Origin of the sequence: Arthrobacter sp. 92 (assembly GCF_050260325.1) — a bacterium.
Lineage (GTDB): Bacteria > Actinomycetota > Actinomycetes > Actinomycetales > Micrococcaceae > Arthrobacter.
This window is the reverse complement of sequence record NZ_CP189863.1, coordinates 2,415,925-2,436,644: the sequence shown is the minus strand read 5'-3', so window position 1 is coordinate 2,436,644 and position 20,720 is coordinate 2,415,925. Positions and strand designations below refer to the sequence as shown.

At 64.9% G+C, this 20,720-nt stretch carries 21 protein-coding genes and 1 pseudogene; 13 read left to right on the top strand and 9 right to left on the bottom strand.

Going from position 1 to position 20,720, the window contains the following annotated elements; genetic code table 11:
* Positions 1-4: 4 nt before the first annotated feature.
* The 3 genes from ACP4XC_RS11210 (at position 5) to ACP4XC_RS11200 (ending at position 5,824) form a co-directional block, all read left to right on the top strand.
* The gene (locus tag ACP4XC_RS11210; RefSeq protein ID WP_427169554.1) at positions 5-2,890 is read left to right on the top strand and encodes a DEAD/DEAH box helicase; all 2,886 of its coding nucleotides are present in this window, start codon (positions 5-7) and stop codon (positions 2,888-2,890) included.
* A 58-nt stretch (positions 2,891-2,948) separates the two neighbouring features.
* Positions 2,949-4,619 (top strand): amidohydrolase, encoded by a 1,671-nt coding sequence (locus ACP4XC_RS11205; RefSeq protein WP_427169552.1) that lies wholly within the window; start codon positions 2,949-2,951, stop codon positions 4,617-4,619.
* Positions 4,620-5,077: 458 nt separating this feature from the next.
* Positions 5,078-5,824 carry a polyprenol monophosphomannose synthase gene (locus ACP4XC_RS11200; RefSeq protein ID WP_427169550.1) on the top strand — a complete coding sequence of 249 codons (747 nt, stop codon included), beginning with the start codon at positions 5,078-5,080 and terminating at the stop codon, positions 5,822-5,824.
* A 201-nt stretch (positions 5,825-6,025) separates the two neighbouring features.
* On the opposite strand, the gene ACP4XC_RS11195 is transcribed toward ACP4XC_RS11200, so the two are convergent.
* From ACP4XC_RS11195 to ACP4XC_RS11180, 4 genes are all read right to left on the bottom strand, one after another.
* Positions 6,026-6,373, bottom strand: coding sequence for an RNA polymerase-binding protein RbpA (locus ACP4XC_RS11195; protein WP_026266329.1), 348 nt, complete (start codon positions 6,371-6,373; stop codon positions 6,026-6,028).
* Positions 6,374-6,596: 223 nt separating this feature from the next.
* Complete coding sequence (locus ACP4XC_RS11190; RefSeq protein ID WP_427169548.1) at positions 6,597-7,559, bottom strand: SPFH domain-containing protein; 963 nt, start codon at positions 7,557-7,559, stop codon at positions 6,597-6,599.
* Positions 7,560-7,665: 106 nt separating this feature from the next.
* Entirely contained in the window at positions 7,666-8,127 is a 462-nt protein-coding gene (locus ACP4XC_RS11185; protein WP_427169546.1) for an NfeD family protein, read from the bottom strand.
* A 123-nt stretch (positions 8,128-8,250) separates the two neighbouring features.
* Positions 8,251-9,108, bottom strand: coding sequence for a methyltransferase domain-containing protein (locus ACP4XC_RS11180; protein WP_427169544.1), 858 nt, complete (start codon positions 9,106-9,108; stop codon positions 8,251-8,253).
* Between the two features lie 104 nt (positions 9,109-9,212).
* Between ACP4XC_RS11180 and ACP4XC_RS11175 the strand changes: the two genes are divergently transcribed.
* Positions 9,213-11,300, top strand: a complete 2,088-nt coding sequence (locus tag ACP4XC_RS11175) for a S9 family peptidase (RefSeq protein WP_427169542.1) — start codon at positions 9,213-9,215, stop codon at positions 11,298-11,300.
* Between the two features lie 17 nt (positions 11,301-11,317).
* Here ACP4XC_RS11175 and ACP4XC_RS11170 read toward each other — a convergent pair whose 3' ends face one another.
* The 5 genes from ACP4XC_RS11170 to ACP4XC_RS11150 form a co-directional block, all read right to left on the bottom strand.
* Complete coding sequence (locus ACP4XC_RS11170) at positions 11,318-11,989, bottom strand: peptide deformylase (protein WP_427169540.1); 672 nt, start codon at positions 11,987-11,989, stop codon at positions 11,318-11,320.
* Positions 11,990-11,998: 9 nt separating this feature from the next.
* On the bottom strand, positions 11,999-12,910 hold the full coding sequence (locus ACP4XC_RS11165) for a hypothetical protein (RefSeq protein WP_427169537.1): 912 nt from the start codon (positions 12,908-12,910) through the stop codon (positions 11,999-12,001).
* Positions 12,911-12,976: 66 nt separating this feature from the next.
* Complete coding sequence (locus ACP4XC_RS11160; RefSeq protein WP_427169535.1) at positions 12,977-14,125, bottom strand: FAD-dependent oxidoreductase; 1,149 nt, start codon at positions 14,123-14,125, stop codon at positions 12,977-12,979.
* Positions 14,118-14,831 (bottom strand): class I SAM-dependent methyltransferase, encoded by a 714-nt coding sequence (locus tag ACP4XC_RS11155; protein WP_427169533.1) that lies wholly within the window; start codon positions 14,829-14,831, stop codon positions 14,118-14,120. The genes ACP4XC_RS11160 and ACP4XC_RS11155 overlap by 8 nt, the downstream gene beginning before the upstream one ends.
* Positions 14,832-14,881: 50 nt before the next feature.
* Positions 14,882-16,120 (bottom strand): type III polyketide synthase, encoded by a 1,239-nt coding sequence (locus ACP4XC_RS11150; RefSeq protein WP_427169531.1) that lies wholly within the window; start codon positions 16,118-16,120, stop codon positions 14,882-14,884.
* Positions 16,121-16,427: 307 nt separating this feature from the next.
* On the opposite strand from ACP4XC_RS11150, the pseudogene ACP4XC_RS11145 reads away from it, so the two are divergent.
* The 9 genes and pseudogenes from ACP4XC_RS11145 to ACP4XC_RS11105 all read left to right on the top strand — a co-directional run.
* A pseudogene (locus tag ACP4XC_RS11145) lies at positions 16,428-16,664 on the top strand (tyrosine-type recombinase/integrase); the annotation flags it as partial.
* Positions 16,665-16,670: 6 nt separating this feature from the next.
* Positions 16,671-16,817 (top strand): hypothetical protein, encoded by a 147-nt coding sequence (locus ACP4XC_RS11140; RefSeq protein ID WP_427169529.1) that lies wholly within the window; start codon positions 16,671-16,673, stop codon positions 16,815-16,817.
* On the top strand, positions 16,814-17,152 hold the full coding sequence (locus tag ACP4XC_RS11135) for a helix-turn-helix domain-containing protein (protein ID WP_427169527.1): 339 nt from the start codon (positions 16,814-16,816) through the stop codon (positions 17,150-17,152). Before ACP4XC_RS11140 ends, ACP4XC_RS11135 begins: the two co-directional genes overlap by 4 nt.
* Positions 17,142-17,750 (top strand): hypothetical protein, encoded by a 609-nt coding sequence (locus ACP4XC_RS11130; protein WP_427169523.1) that lies wholly within the window; start codon positions 17,142-17,144, stop codon positions 17,748-17,750. Before ACP4XC_RS11135 ends, ACP4XC_RS11130 begins: the two co-directional genes overlap by 11 nt.
* A 120-nt stretch (positions 17,751-17,870) precedes the next feature.
* Entirely contained in the window at positions 17,871-18,152 is a 282-nt protein-coding gene (locus ACP4XC_RS11125) for a hypothetical protein (protein WP_427169521.1), read from the top strand.
* Between the two features lie 77 nt (positions 18,153-18,229).
* Positions 18,230-18,421, top strand: a complete 192-nt coding sequence (locus tag ACP4XC_RS11120) for a hypothetical protein (protein ID WP_427169520.1) — start codon at positions 18,230-18,232, stop codon at positions 18,419-18,421.
* Between the two features lie 36 nt (positions 18,422-18,457).
* On the top strand, positions 18,458-18,643 hold the full coding sequence (locus tag ACP4XC_RS11115; protein WP_427169518.1) for a hypothetical protein: 186 nt from the start codon (positions 18,458-18,460) through the stop codon (positions 18,641-18,643).
* Positions 18,644-18,683: 40 nt separating this feature from the next.
* Positions 18,684-19,271, top strand: coding sequence for a hypothetical protein (locus tag ACP4XC_RS11110; protein WP_427169516.1), 588 nt, complete (start codon positions 18,684-18,686; stop codon positions 19,269-19,271).
* A gap of 348 nt (positions 19,272-19,619) precedes the next feature.
* Positions 19,620-20,702, top strand: coding sequence for an acyltransferase family protein (locus ACP4XC_RS11105; protein WP_427169514.1), 1,083 nt, complete (start codon positions 19,620-19,622; stop codon positions 20,700-20,702).
* Positions 20,703-20,720 lie beyond the last annotated feature (18 nt).

The window sequence follows — 20,720 nt, the reverse complement described above, 5'->3', positions numbered from 1 at the left end:
ATGCATGTCCTCAATATCCGGGCCGCAGTCGCCGTCTGAACGCTACCGCGCCAGTGCCGAGCGGGCCGCGGAAGCTAGAACGTATCTCGGCGGCTTTGTCCGTACCCTTGAGTTCGAGCTGGATGATTTCCAGCGCGAAGCCTGCCTGTCGCTCCAGGCCGGCCGCGGTGTGCTGGTGGCAGCCCCCACCGGCGCGGGGAAAACGATTGTGGGCGAATTTGCCATCTATCTGGCGCTCCAGCGCGGCCTGAAGGCGTTCTACACAACGCCCATCAAGGCCCTGAGCAACCAAAAATATTCAGAACTCGCCGAAAAGTACGGCGCCTCCCAGGTCGGGCTTCTGACCGGTGACACCAGCATCAACGGCGACGCGCCCGTTGTGGTCATGACCACTGAAGTGCTGCGAAACATGCTGTACGCCGATTCGGACACGTTGGACGATCTGGGCTTCGTGGTGATGGATGAGGTGCATTACCTGGCTGACCGCTTCCGCGGAGCGGTGTGGGAAGAAGTCATCATCCACCTCCCCAGCGAGGTCCAGGTCGCCTCGTTGAGCGCCACGGTCTCGAATGCTGAGGAGTTTGGCGCCTGGCTTGACACGGTCCGGGGCCATACAGATGTCATCGTGTCCGAGCACCGTCCGGTGCCGTTGTGGCAGCACGTGATGGTGGGCCGGGAAATTGTGGACCTGTTTGCCGGCGAAACCACGTTCGATGAGATCGCGGCGGCGGGTGAATCCGACCCCTCCGCCACTGCCGCCACACCGGCTGCCAGCGGACGCGGCTTCGAAGTCAACCCTGACCTGCTTGCCATGGCCCGCACCGAGAGCCAGATGAATTCGCGTGCCCGGTTTGGCCACGGCGGCCGCAGCCAGCGGCGCCAGCAGAACCAGCGCGGCGGCGACAACCGGGGCGCACAGCAAAGCCCGGTGCGCAAGGCCAGCAGGCCCCAGGTGATCGCGAGCCTGGACCGCCAGGACCTCCTGCCCTCGATTACCTTCATCTTTTCCCGCGCGGGCTGCGACGCGGCGGTGGCACAGTGCGTTTCCGCGGGGCTGTGGCTCACCACGGAGAAGGAACAGCGGATTATTGCCCACATGGTCGATGAGGCATCCCAGGACATCCCGTCGGATGACCTGGACGTGCTGGGATTCTGGACCTGGCGGGACGGTTTGCTCCGTGGACTGGCCGCACACCATGCCGGCATGCTGCCCACCTTCAAGGAAGTGGTGGAGAAGCTCTTCGTAGAGGGCCTGGTCAAGGCCGTTTTTGCCACCGAGACCCTGGCACTCGGTGTCAACATGCCTGCACGCTCAGTGGTGTTGGAGAAGCTGGACAAGTTCAACGGCGAAGCCCACGTGGGCATTACCGCCGGGGAATACACCCAGTTAACCGGGCGCGCGGGCCGTCGGGGAATCGATGTGGAAGGCCACGCTGTGGTGCTGTGGCAGCCGGGCACCGATCCCGCGGCCGTGGCCGGCCTGGCCTCCCGGCGCACCTACCCGCTGAATTCAAGTTTCCGGCCCACGTACAACATGAGCATCAACCTCCTCGCTCAATTTGGCCGCCCACGGGCCAGGGAAATCCTCGAATCCTCGTTTGCGCAGTTCCAGGCAGACCGTTCCGTGGTGGGGCTGGCCAGGCAGGTGCGGAGCAGGGAAGAGTCCCTGGCCGGTTTCAAGGCATCCATGACCTGCCATCTGGGTGATTTCTCGGAGTACGCCAAACTCCGGCGCGAACTTTCGGAAGCGGAGAATGCCGCCTCACGAAGCAGCTCCCGGGCCAGGAAATCGGTGACAGAGGACTCGCTCAGCAGGCTGCTGCCCGGCGACGTCGTGGATGTGCCCACCGGACGGGCCCCCGGCTTCGCCGTTGTCCTCGGCTCGGATCACAGCGCCCAGGAACCGCGCCCCGCCGTGCTGACACTGGATAACCAGCTGCGCCGAATCGGCATCCAGGACCTTGAAGGACCAATTTCGCCCGTCACCCGGATCAGGATTCCCAAATCCTTCAACGCCAAGATCCCCAAGTCCCGCAAGGACCTCGCCGCTTCAGCACGCAATGCCATCCGTGAGAACCGTCCCGTCCTTCCGGGACGGAGCCGCAACGATGACTTTGGCAGGGCCGCATCGCTTCCGGACCAGGAGAAAAGGATCGCGGACCTTCGGCTGGCGCTGCGGTCCCATCCCTGCCACGGGTGCAGCGAACGGGAGGACCACGCCCGCTGGTCCGAGCGGTGGCTGAAACTACGCCGGGAAACCGACGCCCTTGCCCGCGAAATCCAAGGCCGCACCAACACCATCGCCAAGACGTTCGACCGTGTTTGCGGAGTGCTCTCCAGCTATGGATATCTGGAGACCTCGGCGGACGGCGCCGTTACCATCAGCTCCGACGGCCAGCGCCTTCGCCGGATCTATGGGGAAAAGGACCTGCTGATCTCCCAGGCACTGCGTCAGGGCGCGTTCGACGACCTTGACGCCGCCGAGGTGGCCGCCCTGGCCAGCGTGCTGGTCTTCCAGGCGAAACGTGAGGAACGCGGCCTTCGTCCGCGCATGCCAAGTGTGGCCCTTGAGACCGCGGTGGACATCGTGGTCCGTGAATGGTCCGTCCTGGAAGACACCGAGGAGCAGAACCGGCTGCCTTTGACGGGAGAGCCCGACCTCGGCCTGGTGTGGCCGATTTTCAAGTGGGCCAAGGGCCGGCACCTGCAGGAAGTCCTCAGCGGAACGGACCTGGCGGCAGGAGATTTCGTCCGTTGGGCCAAGCAGGTCATTGACTTGCTGGACCAGTTGGCAAAGATCCCCGGCCTCGAACCCCGTCTCTCCCGCCTGTGCTCGGAAGCGATCATCCTGGTGCGGCGCGGCGTCGTGGCCTACTCCACCGTGGTGTAACCGAACCGCCACGGTCCCGCCCATCCCACAGATTCCCGAGTGCTAGGAGCCCTACCCCATGTCTGACCCCCAACCGGCGGCCGCAACCGCGCCGCGCAAGGTGCGGCTATACCGCAATGGTTCCGTCTACACCGCCGCCGACCCCTTCGCAACGGCGATGCTGGTTGACGGGGACACCGTGGCATGGGTCGGTTCCGAACAGGCGGCCACCTCCATCGCCGACGACACCATGGAGATCGTCGACCTGCAGGGCGCTCTTCTCGCACCTGGCTTTGTCGATTCGCACGTGCATCTGACCGAAACCGGGATCGCCCTGGAATCGCTGCAGCTCGGCAGAGTCCGCTCCGCAGCCGGACTGCTGGACGCGTTGGCCGCGTCCGCGGCGCGGTCGGCCCCTAACGCCACTGTTCTGGGGCACGGCTGGGACGAGTCGCAATGGGCCGACCAGACCCTGCCGAGCCGTGCGGAACTGGAGCGTGCGGCCGGCGGACGCCGGGTCTACCTGTCCAGGGTGGATGCCCACTCGGCGCTGGTCTCCTCCGCCTTGGCCGATTCGGCGGCCATCGCGGCCACGGCCGACTTCGGTTCAGGCGCGCAGGTCAAAGGCGAGGCCCACGGCGCGGCGCGCGCCGAGGCGCGCCGGCTTCCCGCGGACGAATTGCGTCGCTTCCAGCGGCGTGCGTTGGACGAGTCCGCAGCCAACGGCTATGTGGCTCTGGCTGAGATGGCGGCGCCCCACATTGGCAGCGTGGAGGATCTTCGCATTGCAGCGGAATGGAACAGCGCAACGCAGCCCGGCCGTGCCGTGCCGGAGATCCTTCCGTACTGGGGCCAGCTGGCCACCTCCGTTGAGGATGCCCGGAGCATTCTGGCCGGGCTGCGGGCTCCGGTTCGTGGCCTTGCGGGGGACCTGAACCTGGACGGCTCCATCGGCTCCCACACGGCTGCCATGAGGGCCGACTACAGCGACGCGCCGGGGGAGCGCGGCACGTTGTACCTGTCCGTCGACGAGGCGGCCGCCCACCTGGCTGCCTGCTCACTGCTCGGCATTCAGGGCGGCTTCCACGTGATCGGAGACGCCGGACTGGACGCCGCGCTGGAGGCCCTGGATCGGGCGGCGGCGGAAGTCGGCGAGCAGCGCGTCCGTGCCGCCGGCCACCGGTTTGAGCACGTGGAGATGGCGAACGCAGACGCCATTGCCCGCTTGGCCAAATACGCGGTCACCGTCAGCGTGCAGCCCGGCTTCGACGCCGCGTGGGGAGGGGAAGGAAACCTGTACCACCGGCGGCTGGGCGACCGGCAGCGGGCCATGAACCCCTTTGCTTCGTTCTACGCGGCCGGCGTCCCCGTTTGCTTCGGCAGCGACAGCCCAGTCACCCCGCTGCACCCCTGGACCAGTGTCCGGGCTTGCCTCGAGCACACGAACCCGAATGAGCAGATCTCCGCCCGTGCCGCCTTCCTTGGCCACACCAGGGCAGGGTGGCGGGCCGCCAGGCACTCCAACCCGATGGCGGGCCAGCTGGTTCCGGGCGCGCCCGCGAGCTTTGCCGTCTGGGAGATCGAAGAACTCATGGTGCAGGTATCGGACGGCCGGGTCCAGTCGTGGAGCACCGATCCCCGCGCGCGCACGCCCCTGCTTCCCGCGCTGGACACCGGAAGCGATCCCGTTTGCCTGCAGACCGTCCGCGACGGCGACGTCCTGTACACCAGCCCGGCCCTCCAGGCCTAAGGTCAAAGACGGCTCGCTGAACGGCGGGTCACGCCTGGACACGCCGGGAAGATCGCCCGCTTGCCGGCCCCTGACCTGCGGCGATGTCTAAAACCGCAGGTCAGGGGCCGGTTGACACACTCCGGCGGTTCCGTAGCATTGAGTCTCACGGACGGGTTCGAACAGCAGCAGGTCCCCGTCTGGCCACGTCACTCTCCGGTGGGATATCCAGGTATCCCGGCTGGTCCGTCATAACCGTGGTTGTCCGAGGGGCAGGTCCACGTCGCGGTAGAAAACAGTTCAGCGGGCGCGCAGCCCGGCCGCCGGAACTGGCCCATCGCACGTGGACCTGCCCGCACCAGGGTGTGCGGCGTCCGGAGCACAGCAAACTCTCTATAATGGGGAGCTGTGCCTGAATGCCAGCGGTTCGCTGCACTTCTTGGCACGTTGACCGCTCCCATCAAGGAAAGGGCCCCGCTGTGCGAGTCCTCACCATCATCCCCACCTACAACGAGCTGGAATCGCTGCCCAAGACGCTAGGGCGTCTGCGGTCAGCCGTGCCCGCCTCCGATGTTCTGGTGGTTGACGACAACAGCCCCGATGGAACGGGACAGCTCGCTGACGGCATCGCGGCGGAGGACAACCAGGTGCACGTGCTCCACCGCAAGGGCAAGGAAGGCCTCGGCGCGGCGTACATTGCCGGCTTCAAGTGGGGCCTGGACGCCGGATATGACGTCCTCGTGGAGATGGATGCCGATGGCTCGCACCAGCCTGAGCAGTTGCAGCAACTCCTCGACGCCGTGGAACAGGGAGCCGATCTCGCGATGGGTTCGCGTTGGGTTCCGGGAGGCAGCGTGGTCAACTGGCCGCTGTACCGGCAGGCAATCTCGCGAATCGGCAGCACGTACGCCCGACTGATGCTGGGAATCAAGATCAAGGACGTTACAGGCGGCTACCGCGCGTTCCGCCGGACCACGCTGGAGAAGCTCAACCTGGACCAGGTGGATTCGGTGGGCTACGGGTTCCAGGTGGATCTGGCGTGGCGCGTATCCAAAATGGGCCTGAAGATTGTGGAGCGCCCCATCACGTTCGTGGAACGCGAACTCGGTGCTTCGAAAATGAGCGGCAACATCGTAGTTGAGGCCATGATCAACGTCACCAAGTGGGGACTGGCTGATCGGTGGAACCGGCTCACCGGCCGCACGGAAACCGCCGCGCGCTCCTAACGGAACGGGGCGGTCAGGGACCCCCTTTGGAGTCAACAGGCGGCCTCGGCGTGTCATTTGGCTTGTCGCCCACCTTTCCACGATGCCCCCGGAGCTCACTGAGCGAGGCGTAACGGCGAATGGTGTCGGCAGGCACACAAAGGGCCGGGCCGCGAATGTGAAATCACATTCGCGGCCCGGCCCTTTGACATGTGTCAGACCCTACGCCGAGCGGCGTTCGCCCCGACGTTCACGCAGAATGGTGAGGCGGTCTTCGAGGATCTGCTCCAATTCGGGAAGCGAACGACGTTCCAGCAGCATGTCCCAGTGGGTACGTACGGCTTTTTCGTTGCTGTTCACGGGGCGTTCGCCATCAACAAGCAAGGCTTCCTTGCCGGTCTTCGAGACCCACACCGGGGGAATTTCCGCTTCGGAGGAGAAAGTTACGAAGACCTGCTCGCCGTCCTCGCACCGGTACTCAACCCGCTGACGCGGAGCCGGCTCCACGCCGGATTCGGTCTCCATGCTCTGTGCGCCAAGACGCATACCCCGGAGGCTGCGGTCGCTCATGATTACTCCCTTTGATCGGTTCGCGGAGCCACGCTCCGCGCTAGCCTGGCGGTTGACACCACCTGGCTACTGTTTTGCACTACGCTCCATCAATAAATGGAACGCTTTGCCACGCGTTATTGTTCCAACTGGTCTGAACCACCCGGACAAATACACTATTATACCGGATCCCGCCTCGGCCGCTAAAACAACGGTGCGGGCGCCCCGCTTCGCCGCTGGCCTTCTATCGCGGCCTGGTGGTTCCGTCCGCCACTACCGCATCCGTGTCGGCGTCGAAGAGCCCCCCGGAACGGGGATCGGGGTTGGTGCCGCCCAACGCGTTGCCGATGCCCTTTAAGGCCTCGCCCACCTCACTGGGGATGATCCACAGTTTGTTGGACGAGCCCTCTGCCAGCTTCGGCAGGGTCTGGAGGTACTGGTAGGCGAGCAGCTTCTGATCGGGGTTGCCTTTGTGGATCGCGTCGAAAACCTTCTGGATGGCCTGGGCCTCGCCGTCGGCACGAAGGATGGCGGCCTGCGCATCACCCTCAGCCTTGAGGATAGAGGCCTGACGTTGGCCTTCGGCGGTGAGGATGGCAGACTGTTTGGTTCCCTCAGCGGTGAGGATCGCGGCCCGGCGGTCGCGCTCGGCCCGCATCTGCTTCTCCATTGAATCCTGGATGGAGTGGGGCGGATCAATGGCCTTTAGTTCCACACGCGAAACGCGGATACCCCAGCGCCCGGTGGCCTCGTCGAGCACACCGCGGAGCTGGCCGTTGATCTGGTCGCGTGAGGTCAGTGCCTCTTCCAGATTCAGTCCGCCCACCACGTTGCGCAGGGTGGTCGTTGTCAGCTGCTCCACCGCCTGGATGTAGTTGGCGATCTCGTAGGTAGCGGCCCGGGGGTCGGTGACCTGAAAATAGACAACGGTATCAATGGACACCACCAGGTTGTCTTCAGTGATGACCGGCTGTGGCGGAAACGAGACAACCTGTTCGCGCAGGTCCAGAAGCGGAAGAAGCCTGTCCACGAACGGGATCAGGATGGTGAGGCCGGGCAGGAGGGTCCGCTGGTACTTACCGAGCCGCTCCACCACACCGGCCCGGGCCTGTGGCACGATCCGGACGGACCGCACTAGAACAATTATTACGAACACCACCAGAACCAGCAGCACGATTGTGACTGCGACTCCTCCTGAGCTATTCATACATCACCTTTCCCCAGTTGCTTCGTTGATGCGATCAAGTAGCGGCCATTTCGCCGCATCTGCCGCGCTCTCGCGCAGCAAAGAATGGCGCCCCCGGTACGGGGACTTATTGGATGGCTGTCGACGACTCGGGGGCCACAACGGCGGTGGCGCCGTCGATCGCCGACACGACCACACGCTGGCCGGCCTCAAGTGCACCATGTTCGGACCGGGCGCTCCAGATATCGCCCCCGATCTTGACGAGTCCGGTGGTCGACGTGACCGTTTCCATAACCAACGCGGACTCGCCAATTAACCGGTCCACATTGCTTCGCTGGTCCGAGGGATTCTTTCGGATGTGCTGCAGGGCGAGCGGCCGGACGAAGGCGATCATCAACAGCGACACCACGCAGAAAACCACGATCTGAAGCCAGAACTCCGCACCGGCAAAGTCTGCTACGAGTCCAGCCAGCGCCCCGGCTCCGAGCATGATGAAAAAGAGATCCAGCGTGAGCATCTCCACCACGGCAAACGCTAGAAAGACCGTGAGCCATAATGCCCACCAGTTGCCGCCGAGCCATTCGAACATTCGTTCCCCCTTGGTCCCAGGGAGCTGCGGGAGCAGGCCCTCAGTAGCTTTCTTTCCATCCTAGCCCGAAGCTGCCGGGCCTAAGAGGGCGCCGTCTGACAGCTGTCCAAAGTGGCCATGTCGTTACACTGCGGGTGCCCTGCGGGGCTCAAAGACGCTGATTCGAAACCGGGCCGACACGTGCGTGGTTGGAGCGAGCCCGGCCAGAACGGACAGTAGTTGGGCAGGGTCAAGATGGTGGCCGGCGGGTCCCATCATGGCAAGGTTTCCCACATCGGTGGCTGTCAGGTCCAGGTCCAGGTCCAGGTCCAGTGTGCTTTTCGCCGTGAATTGGCCGTGCAGCGAACTGGCGAGCCGTTCTTCCTTGTCCGGTTCAATGCCCAGCATCCCGGTCTGTCCCGCTATCGCAGCCAAGTGACCAGGGCGCGGCGTGACCACGGTCAGCAGGCCGCCGGGCCGCAGAACCCTGGCGAACTCCGCCGCATTCCGAGGCGCGAACACCACCGTCACAACGTCCACCGCGGCGTCCGCCACCGGGAGCGGCTGCCAGATGTCACTGACAATATTGACGGCACCCGGGTTCAGGCGGGCCGCCCGGCGCAAGGCAAACTTGGAAATGTCCAAGCCAATGGCCGTTGCGGGAACCGTCGCCAGCAGGGTCCGGAGGTAATGCCCGGTTCCTGTTCCTGCATCCAGGACGGTGGGGCTGGGCCCGGTCAGCGCTGGCGCGGCGAGCTTTGCGACGGCGAGGGCCAAGGGATCGTAGTGCCCCTTGGAAAGGAAATCGAACCGGGCGGCCACCATCTGGGCGGTGTCCGCCTCGAAGACGGTGCCCTTGCCCACGAGGAAGTTGAAATACCCTTGCTTGGCGGCATCGAAACTGTGGCCTTCGGGACAGCTCAGCCGGCCGCCCCCGTTGCCCGCGGCCAGTCCCGCCCGGCACACCGGACAGACCAGGGAACGGACGGCATCGGTAAGCATGCCTTCAATCCTAGGGCCGCCCCACCGAACTTGAGGGCGAGGTGCGCCACGCGGTGGGCGTGAGGTGTTTCACACTACGTGCATCCGCGGTTAGGCTCCGAAGGGTGAAACCAGAACATCTTTCCTTGCTGAACTCCGTGTCGGCCCCGACTGTCCATCCCGATGGCGGGAGGGCGGTGGTATCCGTCATCCGACCCGACTTTGATGCCGACTCCTATGTGGGCCAGTTGTGGGACGTGCCGCTGGATGCGGACAAGGCGCCCCGGCGGCTGACGCGTGGCTTCCGTGACACGGCGCCGTCCTTTTCACCCGATGGCCTGGCCTTGGCGTTCCTCCGCGCGGCGGCGGAGGGGAAGCCGCAGCTGCACGTGGTGGACGCCGGCGGCGGGGAACCGCAGGTATTGACCGAGGCGGCGCTGGGCGTCACCTCCTTTTGCTGGTCTCCCGATTCACGTCACATTCTCTTCAGTGCCAGGACGCCGGAGGAGGGCCGGTACGGAACCGTCGGTGGCGTGCCGGCCGGCGGCGAGGATGCAAGGCTGATCACCGACTACCAGTATCGGATGAATGGCGTCGGCTATACCGCGGACAAACCCCTGCAGCTCTTCGTGGTGGATGTTCCGGACATCGACGACGAGCCCAAGGTTGTGCCCGTGGGCCGAGCACTGAAATCACGGGGCAGCTCAGCCGCCGAGCAGGACGAGGGCGCGACTGCCACGGCCGCTGACGCGTGCAGGGGACTCCTTCCGTCCGCGACTCAGCTGACTTTTGCCGCCACGGACCACACGGGTGAGTCATTCAGCGCCGATGGATCAGCCATCTATTGCGTCGCCGCACTGCACGAAGGCAGCGACCACGACCTCGAAACGCGCATCTACCGCATCCCTGCAGCCGGAGGGGTGCCCGTTCCGGTAACGCCGTCCGGGGCACCACGCCAGGCCGTCCACAACGTCCGGGAGTCCGGGAACGGCCAGTGGCTTTTCTTCCTCGCCCAAGACCTGGGGGAGTCCGGGAAGGACTTTGTGGCCCGGAACACGGCACTCCATGTAATGCCGGCACCCGGAGGCGAGGTGACCCGTCTCAGCGATGCGGAAATCATGGACCTCGGCAGCGGCGAACGCGGCATTGAGCTTCATGGCCCTGATTCCGTTTTGCTCCTCAACAATGCCCGGGGCACCGTGGATCTACTGGAGTTCGGCGCCACCGGCGCATACCGGTCGCTGGTGCACGGAGACCGGGTGGTCACGGGGGCGGCATCGGCCGGCACCTCTATTGTGATCAGCTTTGCCGATTCGGCCACCGCGGGTGACGTCGCCGTGCTGACCGGCGGACAGTGGCGTTCCGTTACGGACTTCTCGTCGAAGTTTCGGGCAGAAGCGGGAGTGCTTGAGCCGCAGGAGCTGACGTTTCAGTCCGCTGACGGCTATCCAGTGCATGGCTGGCTGGTCATGCCTCCCGGTGGCGGCCCGCACCCGGTCCTGCTGAATATCCATGGCGGTCCCTTCGCCCAATACACGGCGGCGCTGTTTGATGAGGCGCAGGTTTACGCGGAGGCCGGATACGCGGTTCTGATGTGCAACCCGCGGGGATCGGCCGGCTACGGCCAAGCCCACGGGCGTTCCATCAAGGAAAAGATGGGAACCGTGGACATGGAGGACGTCCTCGCATTCCTCGAAGGAGCTTTGGCGAAGTACCAGGAGCTCGATGCCGGGGCCCTCGGGATCATGGGTGGCTCCTATGGCGGCTACCTCGCGGCGTGGACCATAGGCCAGGACCACCGTTTCAAGGCGGCCATCGTGGAACGGGGCTTCCTTGATCCCGTCAGCTTTACTGGTTCCTCGGATATCGGGTGGTTCTTCGGTGGTGAATACACGGGACGTTCCGCGGAACAGATGGCGTCCCAAAGCCCCATGGCGGTGATCGGGAACGTCCGGACGCCGTCGCTGATCATCCACAGTGAGGATGATCTCCGCTGCCCTGTGGAACAGGGGCAGCGTTACTTCACGGCGCTGAAGCAGCAGGGAGTCGAGACAGCACTTCTGCTCTTCCCGGGAGAGAATCATGAGCTCTCACGGTCAGGGACGCCGCACCATAGAAGGCAGCGTTTCGAGGAAATCCTGCGGTGGTGGTCCCGCTTCCTTCCGACAGAGGCCAACCCGGCCAGCCCGTCCGGGGAACATTGCACCCGCTAGCGGCACTGGAGCCGGGGCTACGCCGAGGGCGTGTCCGGCAGGAACCCCAGTTCCTGCCCGGCAAGCCGGATATCCGGGTGGCACCAGCGTGCGCCGTATTCCGCGTTGGTGCTTAGTGAACGTAGCTCGGCCTTGTCGATGTAGAGCATCCCGCGAAGATGGTCCGTCTCATGCTGGACGATCCTGGCCTGCCATCCGGAGAATTCCTGCTGACGTGGCATGCCGCCGGGATCCGTAAAATCCAGGTGGACCCGGTCCGGACGGGACACCACGGCCTGGAGGCCCTGAAGCGATAAACAGCCTTCGTAGAACGCCGCGGATCCGTGCCCAACCGCCTGGTAGCTGGGGTTGACTATCGCGAGGAACTCCAGCGGTGCCCGGCCCCGGACCGCGGCCGTCTCGGGATCGACGTCGTACCGGTCTTCGAGGACCGCCAGCTGCAGCGGTATCCCCAGCTGAGGTGCAGCAAGGCCAACCCCGGGGGCGTCGTGCATCACCCGGCGCATCAGCAGGATCAGCTCTTCCAACTCCGAGCTGCGTAGCTGGCCGCTGTATTCAGCCGCCTGCTGCCGGAGCACCGGATGGCCGGCCTGAACGATCGGAGGAAGCACACCGGAAGCCAGGATTTCCTGGACCGTCTCCCGGATCTGGGCTGGGCTGAACGGAGTCGGTTTCGCAAGCTGAAGCATAATAAAAGCCTAATGCGGTAGGCAGGCGGCCGTGACGAAGTCATAGATCCGCCCTCTGAGCACCGGTCCGGCATCGACTTTCAGGACGCCCTGCCGGTTCCCTACGGTGACCTGGAGGGGAAGCAGCGTTCCTACCTTGTCCTCGGCCACGGCATGGGGGTCACAGCGGGCAGGACGGATACGGAGCCGAAGCTCCATGGGTGGGCCGCCACCCGCTACGGCCACGTGGTTCGGCCATGGGTCGTCCACAGACTCGGCGAGAAGGGTCGTTCCCTCAACCCGGTCGATGATGAGCGTGTCCGCCGAGGGCTGGGGAACCACTGTGAGGCGGACGACGGCGGTGCCGCCATCCGGTGAGACGTCCAGATCCGGCTCCAACCGGATGAGCGCCACGGCCGCCGCGTCCTGGGCCAGGCACAGCTCGGCATTGTTCCGCCTGAGGATTCCATATGGATCGGTGACCGGGATTTCCTGCTGACCGCTTCCAGAGCCGGCCGCAACTGAGATCGTGGCCTTCACGGCGTCCGCATCAGCGACCGGGCCGCACCGCGCAGCCGGCAGCGGGGCCGGGAAACTCTTGGTCTGCCCAGGCGGAACGGCGGTGCCGCCAGCGGCGCTTTGCCAGGCCGTCCCTGCCGGGAACAGCGGACTATCGATGCGGGCGGCCAGCACCGTGACCGGCGAGGGGGTGGCGTTGTTGAGCTGAATTTCGATGATTCCCTTGCCGTAGGTGTCACGGAACTGATTCAGTTCCGCCGTGACAGTGGGCATCGCCGTGACGGCAGATGGTGACGGCCGGGCTTCCGGGCCGGACGGAACGGGCGCGGTGCAGGCGTCCACAGCCACGGCGGCAGCCGCAGCGGCGAGGACGACGACGGCGGTGTGGCTCCGCCGTCGTCGGGCCGGCACATCCCAACTCATGTCTGCAGTCTAAGGCGCGCCGCGGCAGGCCGGTCCGCCCCTGGGTTGCCCATGTACGCCGGCGGCTCAGCGCATGGTGAACCGTCGGGCCACGCCGGAGTTGATGGCAGGGATAGCGGCGAGGCGCCCAATCGTGAGGTTCCTAACGGCCAGCGCCGGGGGAGGCAGCGGGCGGCCGAGCGCCATGTTGATTTCCGCCTGCCGCATCGCCCGTGCCGCCGCGCGCCGTCGTGTCCGGTCGTAGCTTCGAACCTCGCGGTCGGTCACTACGCCCGCCAGGAAGGCAGTGATGATGGGGGCAAGAGCCAGAGCATCCATCCAGCCCAGATTCATGCCCTGGCCGCCGATGGGACTGATCTCGTGGGCGGCATCGCCAATAAAGAAGGTCCGGCCCTGGACCATACGGCGTACTCCGCGGGAACGCACGCCGAAGCCGCTCATCATGGAATTGCTGCCGGCATCCACGGTAAGACCAGTCCGCTGCCGAAGCAGAGCCGCCAGCCTTTCCGCCGAAAGCGCCGGTGTTTCGGCACGCGGTGGCCCTGCCGGCAGCCGGGCCACCCAGCGGCGTGTGCCGCCCGGCAGGGGAAATGATTCCACGATGCCTTGGGCGTCCAGGAACAACGCGGCATCCGGGCCGAACGGGGTGTTGTCCGCGAAGTCGCCCATGAGGTAGGCATCCGGATATGTCTTCAGGCGTGTGGGCGTCCCAAGCAACTCGCGGACCGTGGAATGTGCCCCGTCCGCCGCGATCACCAGGGCGGCACGAAAGCTGCCCCGTCCGGAAATCGATTCAGTGTCTGCGATGAGGGTGCCGCCGTCGTCGCGCAGTCCTATCGCCCGCACGCCCGCCCGCACGGCGTCACTGTCCAACTCCCTGACGCGGCGCGCCAGCACGGCCTCCGTGAGCGCCTGCGGAACGGAGAGGATGAAGGGGTAGCGGGCCGGAATGGTGTCGAACCGCATGTGGGCGAATTCTTTTCCGGCCCAAAGGGCAACGCCGCGCCGGATCTGGACACCGTCCGAGGCGAGGGTTCCGGCGACCCCCACCGCGTCCAGGGCCTCCATGGAGGGCGGATGGATGCCGATGGCCCGCGAGTGAGTGTTGGGGGAGACCCGCTGCTCCAAGACACGGACGCCAACCCCTTGCTGCAGCAGGAGGGCCGCCAGGAAGAGCCCCACCGGGCCCCCGCCCACAATCACCACCTCAGTCACGAGGCCCCCGCTTATCGAGGATCAGGAGATTGCGAAAAGGGGAGTGGCGGCGGACCTGCCAGCCCGGGGGAGCGGCCGCGACGAGTTCTTTCGTTGTGTAACTGCGGCGAATCGAGGTCAGGCCGTCCACCCGGATATACGAACCGGGCAGCGGCCAGGAGCCTGCGGCAAAAAGGGCATACGCAAGAGGGCTGCGGCGGATGTCGTTGTGGAGGACCATCCCGTCGCACAGGAGCTCGGAGTCGTTCAGGAAAAGCTGGAATTGGGGTGGTGTCAGGTGATGGAGCACATGGCTGGAGATGACGACGTCGAATGTCCGGCCCTCGTCCACCAGCACCGTTGTGGAGGCCTGTCGGAACACAATACCGTCCCTCCTCCGCCTCGCGGCGGCGAACCGATAAGCGCGCTCATCCGGGTCGATGGCCAGGATCTCCAGCCGCCTGCCGTCATGCGCCGCCCACCGTGCCAGCATGGTGGGCACGTCGCCGCCACCACAGCCGATGTCCAGGACCGTGGTGACCGATGAGGCAGAGAGCATCGGGCGCAGGTAGGTCCGGTAGATGCTGCGCCACCCCGACACGGCCCTGTTGACGAGGGCGAACTGAACGTATGTTCGCTCGAGGCGACGCGGATCGCAATCGGGCCGATCCATCTCTTCCACGGCGTGTTCCGCCCGCCGGCGCAGGAACCCGTTCACCGGACTCATGCCGCAGACGTGACGCGGCGGACGGATCCGGCGAGCCTCACGCACGTGACTCACGCGAGGGACGGCTCCGGCTGGCCGGATGTGGAGCCGCCGGCGTTAGCGCCGGTATTTACGTCCTGCGCCCCCTCCGCCTGCTCAGCAGGATGGGCGGCCCGGGGGGCCGCCGGCAGTTTCGTGAACATTGCTGTCTCCACTGTCAGTCCGGGGCCGAACGCCATGGAACAGATCCGCTCATCCCCGGGCTCCGATGGAAGGTCCAGGATGTGCTTGAGCACAAAGAGCACGGTGGCGCTGCTCATGTTGCCGAAGTTGCGGAGGGTTTCCCGTGCGGGCAACAGTTGCTGATCTGTCAGCTCGAGCCGCGACTGGACTTTGTCCAGGATGCTCCGGCCGCCTGGATGAATCGCCCAGTGCCGGATATCCCGGTAGGGGAGATCCCGCAGGGCCGGCTCGCGCTGCAACAGCGGCTCAAGGGCGCCGATGATGTGGTCGTCAATGATGTGCGGAACATAATTTCCCAGCACCATCTCGAAGCCTTCGTCGCCGATGTTCCAGGCCATTGATTCCTCGCCGACTGGCGTCAGCACGGTCTCAAAGTGGTCCAGTTGCAGCAGGGCCGGCGCGTCCGGATCTTCCCGTGCGGTGACGATCGCGGCAGCTGCGCCGTCGGCGAAGAGTGCGGAGCCCATGATGGTGTCGGGGTCGTTGGAGGTGCGGACATGAAGGGAGCACAGTTCGGCGCAGACCACCAGAACCACGGCATCGGGATCCGCCTCGCAGAACGATTTGGCGGCGCGCAATGCCGGGAACGCGGCATAGCAGCCCATGAAGCCAAGGTGATAGCGCTGCACCGCCGGGTTGAGGCCCAGCGCCCGGACAATCTTGTAATCCGGGCCGGGGTTGAAGAAACCGGTGCAGGAGACCGTGATCAGATGAGTTATGTCAAGTAATGCGGTTCCTGGACTCGAGTCGACAGCCCGGCGGGCGGCCTCGATGAACAGCTTGGTGGCTTCGGTGGCGAAGATGTCGTTCCGGACCTTCGTGCTGGGACTTCTCAGAAGGCCGGTATCGGGGTCGAAAAATTGTGGGTCGTCCGCCCGGCTGTTGGTAGTGAGTTCCTGCACGGCGGTGTACCGGGTATCAATGGCGGCCGAGTCAAAGCAGGTACTGACCAGCCTCGAGCCGAGCCTTGTGAGACCCGGCTGGGCGGCAAAGACATCGCGCGCCTCGGACTGGATAAGCGCTGTGGGCGGAACTGCAGTTTCCAGGGACCTCAGGTAGACCGTCATGGTTCATTCTCAATGAGCCCGCCGGTTAAGACAATGGATAAGACCACGCGGTTGGCGCTGTTCGAGCACCCCTTTCAGGCCTCTGAGGATAACGCCGATAATCTACATTATGTCGTGTTGTATTCTGCGTATCTCCTTTAATGCATCGTTTGGGCGCTCTCCCGCGGAGTTCCGCACCAGGCGTTCGAGGCCCCCTGGTGCCGCAGCGCAACCAAACCCGCACGCGCGCAAGTTCGGGAAGTTCGGGGTCTGCAAAGTCCGGTTCGGCTAGTCCCGCAAAGCATCACCGCCCAAGCCCCGCAGCGTCCTGACGGTCTTCGACTGGACCGCCGGCGTCCTCGAGGATTGGTTTGCCAACGGCCGAGGAACCCTTCACAGCCTCGACCTCTTCCCCAGCGAACGCGGAGGACTGATCGTCGAATCCACCCTCCTGCGGCGGCTCCGCCGGTATCTGAACGAGCTGGAGATGCCTTCGGACGGGCTGGACCTGCATTCCCTGCGGCGCTCCTATGCCACGCACCTGTTGGAGGCCGGATGGGATCCTAGATTCGTGCAACACCAAATGGGCCACGAGTACGCCTCGACCACCGGCATCTACCAATTCGTCAGCGACGACTTCCGCAGCACCACGCTGCGGGCGTCTCTGGACCGCACGATGGACCAGGCACTCGGCAAACAATCCGGAGATCAGCGATGAAGCGCCAGGTCGAATACACGTGGCGGCTCTCCGAGCTGATGGCTACCCGGGCCCTTCACAACACCACGGACCTCATCCCGCTGCTCGCCGAGCGCGGAATCATCCTGTCCCGGCCCCAGGTCTACCGAATCGTCAACCAGAAACCCGAACGGGTCGCCCTGCAGGTCATCGCAGCGATCTGCGACATCTTCTCCTGCGGCCCCGAAGACCTCATCACCGTCACCGCCGCCGACGTCCGCGCACGCAAGACCGGAACCGCCAGCTCCCCCAACGTCGTGGACCTCAACCGCACCGTCCGCCCGCGCCGCGCCCGCATCATCGACGATGACCACTGAACACCCGGAAGGACTCAACCCTCGCAATACCGTCCGCGGCCGCCCCCGCACAACCGGAACTATCCAGTGCGCCCGCTGCGGCCGCAACGCCGGCAAGACAAGGGCGAGCTGGCCGGAAGGCAAGATCTGCGGTCCCTGCTTCACCGTGGCGACCCGCACCCACGGCACCTGCCCCGACTGCGGGCAGCACAGACTGCTCCCCGGCCCACCCGTTCAAGATGGAGGACCACGGTGCGCCCCCTGCGCCGGTATCCTCCACAACTTCCACTGCACCCGCTGCAACCAGGAAGGCGAGTTCTACCGCCGCGGCACCTGCGCCCGCTGCGCACTCAGGGACGACCTCACCACCTTGCTGCTCACTTATCCGGCCGACCCGACAGCCGCAAACCGCCTGATCGATGTCGTCTGCCAGGCCGACCGCCCGGAAAGCATCATCACCTGGAAACGCTCCGCCAAGGTCCAGACGCTCCTGACCTCCATCTCGAGCGGTCAGACTCCCCTGACCCACGAAGGCCTCGACAGTCACCGCGAAACGGCAGGACGGGCAGCCGGCCATCTCCGGGCCCTACTCGTCCATCACGGGCTCCTCCCCCACTAGGACCCCTACCTGAACCGCTTCGAAACCTGGATCGACGACACGCTGCGCCCCCTGCCCGACGAAGTTGCCAAACCCGTCGAGCACTTCGCCAAATGGCACCACCTTCGCCGCATCCGCGCCATGGCAACACCGGACAGAACGGTCCAAGGACCGGTCCACGCAGCCAAACAGGAGCTCACCGAAACCATCAAGTTCCTGGACTGGCTCTGGCAGACCCATCACCGCACCGCCTCCCAGCAGGACGTGTCCACCTGGCTCACGACCGGACCGACCATCAGAAAGGCCATCCGAACTTTCTTCATCTTCGCGAAAAAGACCGGCACGAACATGCGCGTCGAAATCGGCACTACAACGCCCAAGGCCGGCCTGCCATACCGCAGGAACAACTCCCTGCATGGCTAAAGGAACTGCTCACTGGCACCAGCGAATCCCTCCCCTACAGGCTCGCCGGGGCACTGCTCCTCCTCTATGCCCAGCCCTTGGTCCGGGTGGCCGTGCTCCGCGCCGACTCAGTCAACATCAACGACACCACCGGCACGATCACGATCTCCCTTGGCACGCATCCAGTCCCCATCCCACAGCCCTTCGCAGAACTCCTCAGCCAGCACCTCCGGAACCGCCCCAACCTCAGAACAGCAGCAGGCACGGAAAGCCCGTGGCTCTTCCCCTGAACCAGGACAGGCCAGCACCTCCACCCGAACACGATCATGCTCCGGCTCCGTGGCCTCGGAATAGAACTGCTCGGTGCGCGAAACACGGCACTGGACGAGCACCTCTCCGTAACTCCGCCACCCCTGATCGCCGATGCGCTCGGCTACAGCTACCAAGTCGCATTCCTCCACGCCGACGCAGCAGGAGAAGCGTGGGCGCGATATGCGGGTGAGCGCACGTGAATAAGGCGCCATTACGCGTGCTCGTGCGAGACTTCGACCCATGGTGACTGCCGCTTTCTACTTTGCGACCCTTGAGGACCATGCGACGCTGCTCGACTACTTGGGAGAACCGGACAAAGTCACATTGCATCCGTGGCCAGTTGTTCGAAATCCCCTGGATGCCCTCAGCCGAGAGGAAGCCCTCGCCACCCCGCAGGTGTTGGTAGTCAATCGGGATCTCGGCCCGCCGGTGCCGGTCCGCCCGGGTGACGACGCGATGAATCAACCAACGAAAGCCGGAGTCTTCAACAGGCTCAATTGGGACCGGTTACACCCTGCCCACGACGAAGCTCTGGTGGACTCGAATGCCTCCCCGGTGCTTCTGTGGGTCCCCGCCGAAACCGGCAGTGAAGTCATAGGCGTCAGCCAGCTCGGATCGCAGGCCGACGCAATGGCAGCAATATCGGCGGATTATGAACGCTGGGTCAACCGGACGATCGGCTGGATACGCCGAAAGGGGACGAAAGTCTGGGGCCTTGAGCAAGGGACAGTTCGGCCCGATCTCAACATAGAGCTCGGTTTCATCAACAGTGTCTACGCACTTCCTGGAGCTTTTCGAGCACTCGAGCAAGGCGCAGCCGGACGCTAACGAAACGCAGCGACAGCGGCCCCGCCAACCGGGTGGTCACGCAGTCCACAGCCGACGTCCGAGCACCCTGGGCGTAAGCGGAACCTGCCGTCCGATGCTTGACAGTTTGGCGGCCGCCCGGGCCCATACTTCCGGCGGTGTCAGGTATCGTCCAGCCAAATCGGGGATACTTGAATGAGAGGTGCCGGAATGGTGCCGACATTCACGTGCACGTCAACAGGCAACGGTCGGTCTTGCCCCGCTTCAGCTGAAGGGAACCGGCCAGGCGGACGATCCGGAGGTTATGTGTCGCTACTAGTCCATGGAAAGGCCGCGACGGCCGCCCACCAAACTGCCGAGCGTCCAAGGTTGGACGGTCTGGACGTCCTTCGGGGTGCCGCCGTTGGCGCCGTGCTGCTGGGCCATTCCTGGCCCGGGATATTTCAAGGTGCGGGCATTGTCGGGGTCATTGTCTTCTTTGTGCTGAGCGGTTACCTCATCACAGGGGTGCTGGCCCGGGATATCCAGCGGCACCGCAAGGTTCGCTACGGCCGTTTTTACGCGCACCGGGCTTTCCGCCTCCTGCCGGCGCTCATCCTCTTTCTCGGGGTGTATGCCGTTGTTGAACTGGCGGCCGACGTCCTCGGGGACAGGTCCAAGGGTCAAATCGGTTACACCCTCCTCGCCGGTTTCGGCTACCTGAAAGACCTCCCGCTGCCATTCGATGTCAGCCTGGCGATCGGGCCGCTCTGGACGCTTGCGGTGGAAGAACAGTTCTATCTCGTCTGGCCCGCACTGCTGGCGCTCGCGCTGCGGTCCAACCGTCAGGGTCGGCTGATTGGCTGGTCTGCCGCGGTGGTTCTGTCGCTCATGACGGCGAGTGTGCTGGGGATGCTGCTCTTTGCCCCGCAGCTGCATTCACTGGTTTACGCCTTGCCTACGACGTGGGGCCTGGGGCTTATCATCGGTTCGGCGTTGCGCCTCTATAGGGTGCATGTGTTCCGCTGGTTCTCCGGCCGCCGGCTCCGGCTTGGCGCCCTTCTGGGCTCGATCCTTGTCCTGGCGGGGTTGGCCTTTTTCCCTAAGGCCAACGAGTCACCCGCGTTCTTCTTTCTTGGAGGTCCCCTTGCCATGGCAGCCGCGGCCATCCTGGTGGTACTGGCCGCCTCCCATAGTGGCGGCGTGCCGAAGTGGACGCGAGCCTTGCAGGCGCTCGGCACAGTCTCCTATGCCGCGTACCTCTGGAACTACATGGTCATTCTTTGGCTCAATGGCGGCTCGACTGCCGACCTGCCGCCCATGGTGGCTGTATCAGCCATAGTGGCCACGCTGCTCCTGGCGGTCATCAGCTGGTACACGGCCGAACGGCTGGGGCGAATGGCCCGCGCCAGCTTCGACAAGCGCTACCCGGACGCGCCAAGGCCTGTGAGCGACATGGCCGCCAGGGCCTGACGGCCGCGCTGCCCGTGT

Excerpts from the sequence above, each read along its gene's own strand:
- ACP4XC_RS11210 (WP_427169554.1), top strand. The coding sequence starts at position 5 with ATGTCCTCAATATCCGGGCCGCAGTCGCCGTCTGAACGCTACCGCGCC.
- ACP4XC_RS11205 (WP_427169552.1), top strand. The coding sequence starts at position 2,949 with ATGTCTGACCCCCAACCGGCGGCCGCAACCGCGCCGCGCAAGGTGCGG.
- ACP4XC_RS11195 (WP_026266329.1), bottom strand. The coding sequence starts at position 6,373 with ATGAGCGACCGCAGCCTCCGGGGTATGCGTCTTGGCGCACAGAGCATG.
- ACP4XC_RS11190 (WP_427169548.1), bottom strand. The coding sequence starts at position 7,559 with ATGAATAGCTCAGGAGGAGTCGCAGTCACAATCGTGCTGCTGGTTCTG.
- ACP4XC_RS11185 (WP_427169546.1), bottom strand. The coding sequence starts at position 8,127 with ATGTTCGAATGGCTCGGCGGCAACTGGTGGGCATTATGGCTCACGGTC.
- ACP4XC_RS11180 (WP_427169544.1), bottom strand. The coding sequence starts at position 9,108 with ATGCTTACCGATGCCGTCCGTTCCCTGGTCTGTCCGGTGTGCCGGGCG.
- ACP4XC_RS11170 (WP_427169540.1), bottom strand. The coding sequence starts at position 11,989 with ATGCTTCAGCTTGCGAAACCGACTCCGTTCAGCCCAGCCCAGATCCGG.
- ACP4XC_RS11165 (WP_427169537.1), bottom strand. The coding sequence starts at position 12,910 with ATGAGTTGGGATGTGCCGGCCCGACGACGGCGGAGCCACACCGCCGTC.
- ACP4XC_RS11155 (WP_427169533.1), bottom strand. The coding sequence starts at position 14,831 with ATGAGTCCGGTGAACGGGTTCCTGCGCCGGCGGGCGGAACACGCCGTG.
- ACP4XC_RS11150 (WP_427169531.1), bottom strand. The coding sequence starts at position 16,120 with ATGACGGTCTACCTGAGGTCCCTGGAAACTGCAGTTCCGCCCACAGCG.
- ACP4XC_RS11135 (WP_427169527.1), top strand. The coding sequence starts at position 16,814 with ATGAAGCGCCAGGTCGAATACACGTGGCGGCTCTCCGAGCTGATGGCT.
- ACP4XC_RS11130 (WP_427169523.1), top strand. The coding sequence starts at position 17,142 with ATGACCACTGAACACCCGGAAGGACTCAACCCTCGCAATACCGTCCGC.
- ACP4XC_RS11125 (WP_427169521.1), top strand. The coding sequence starts at position 17,871 with ATGGCAACACCGGACAGAACGGTCCAAGGACCGGTCCACGCAGCCAAA.
- ACP4XC_RS11115 (WP_427169518.1), top strand. The coding sequence starts at position 18,458 with ATGCTCCGGCTCCGTGGCCTCGGAATAGAACTGCTCGGTGCGCGAAAC.
- ACP4XC_RS11110 (WP_427169516.1), top strand. The coding sequence starts at position 18,684 with ATGGTGACTGCCGCTTTCTACTTTGCGACCCTTGAGGACCATGCGACG.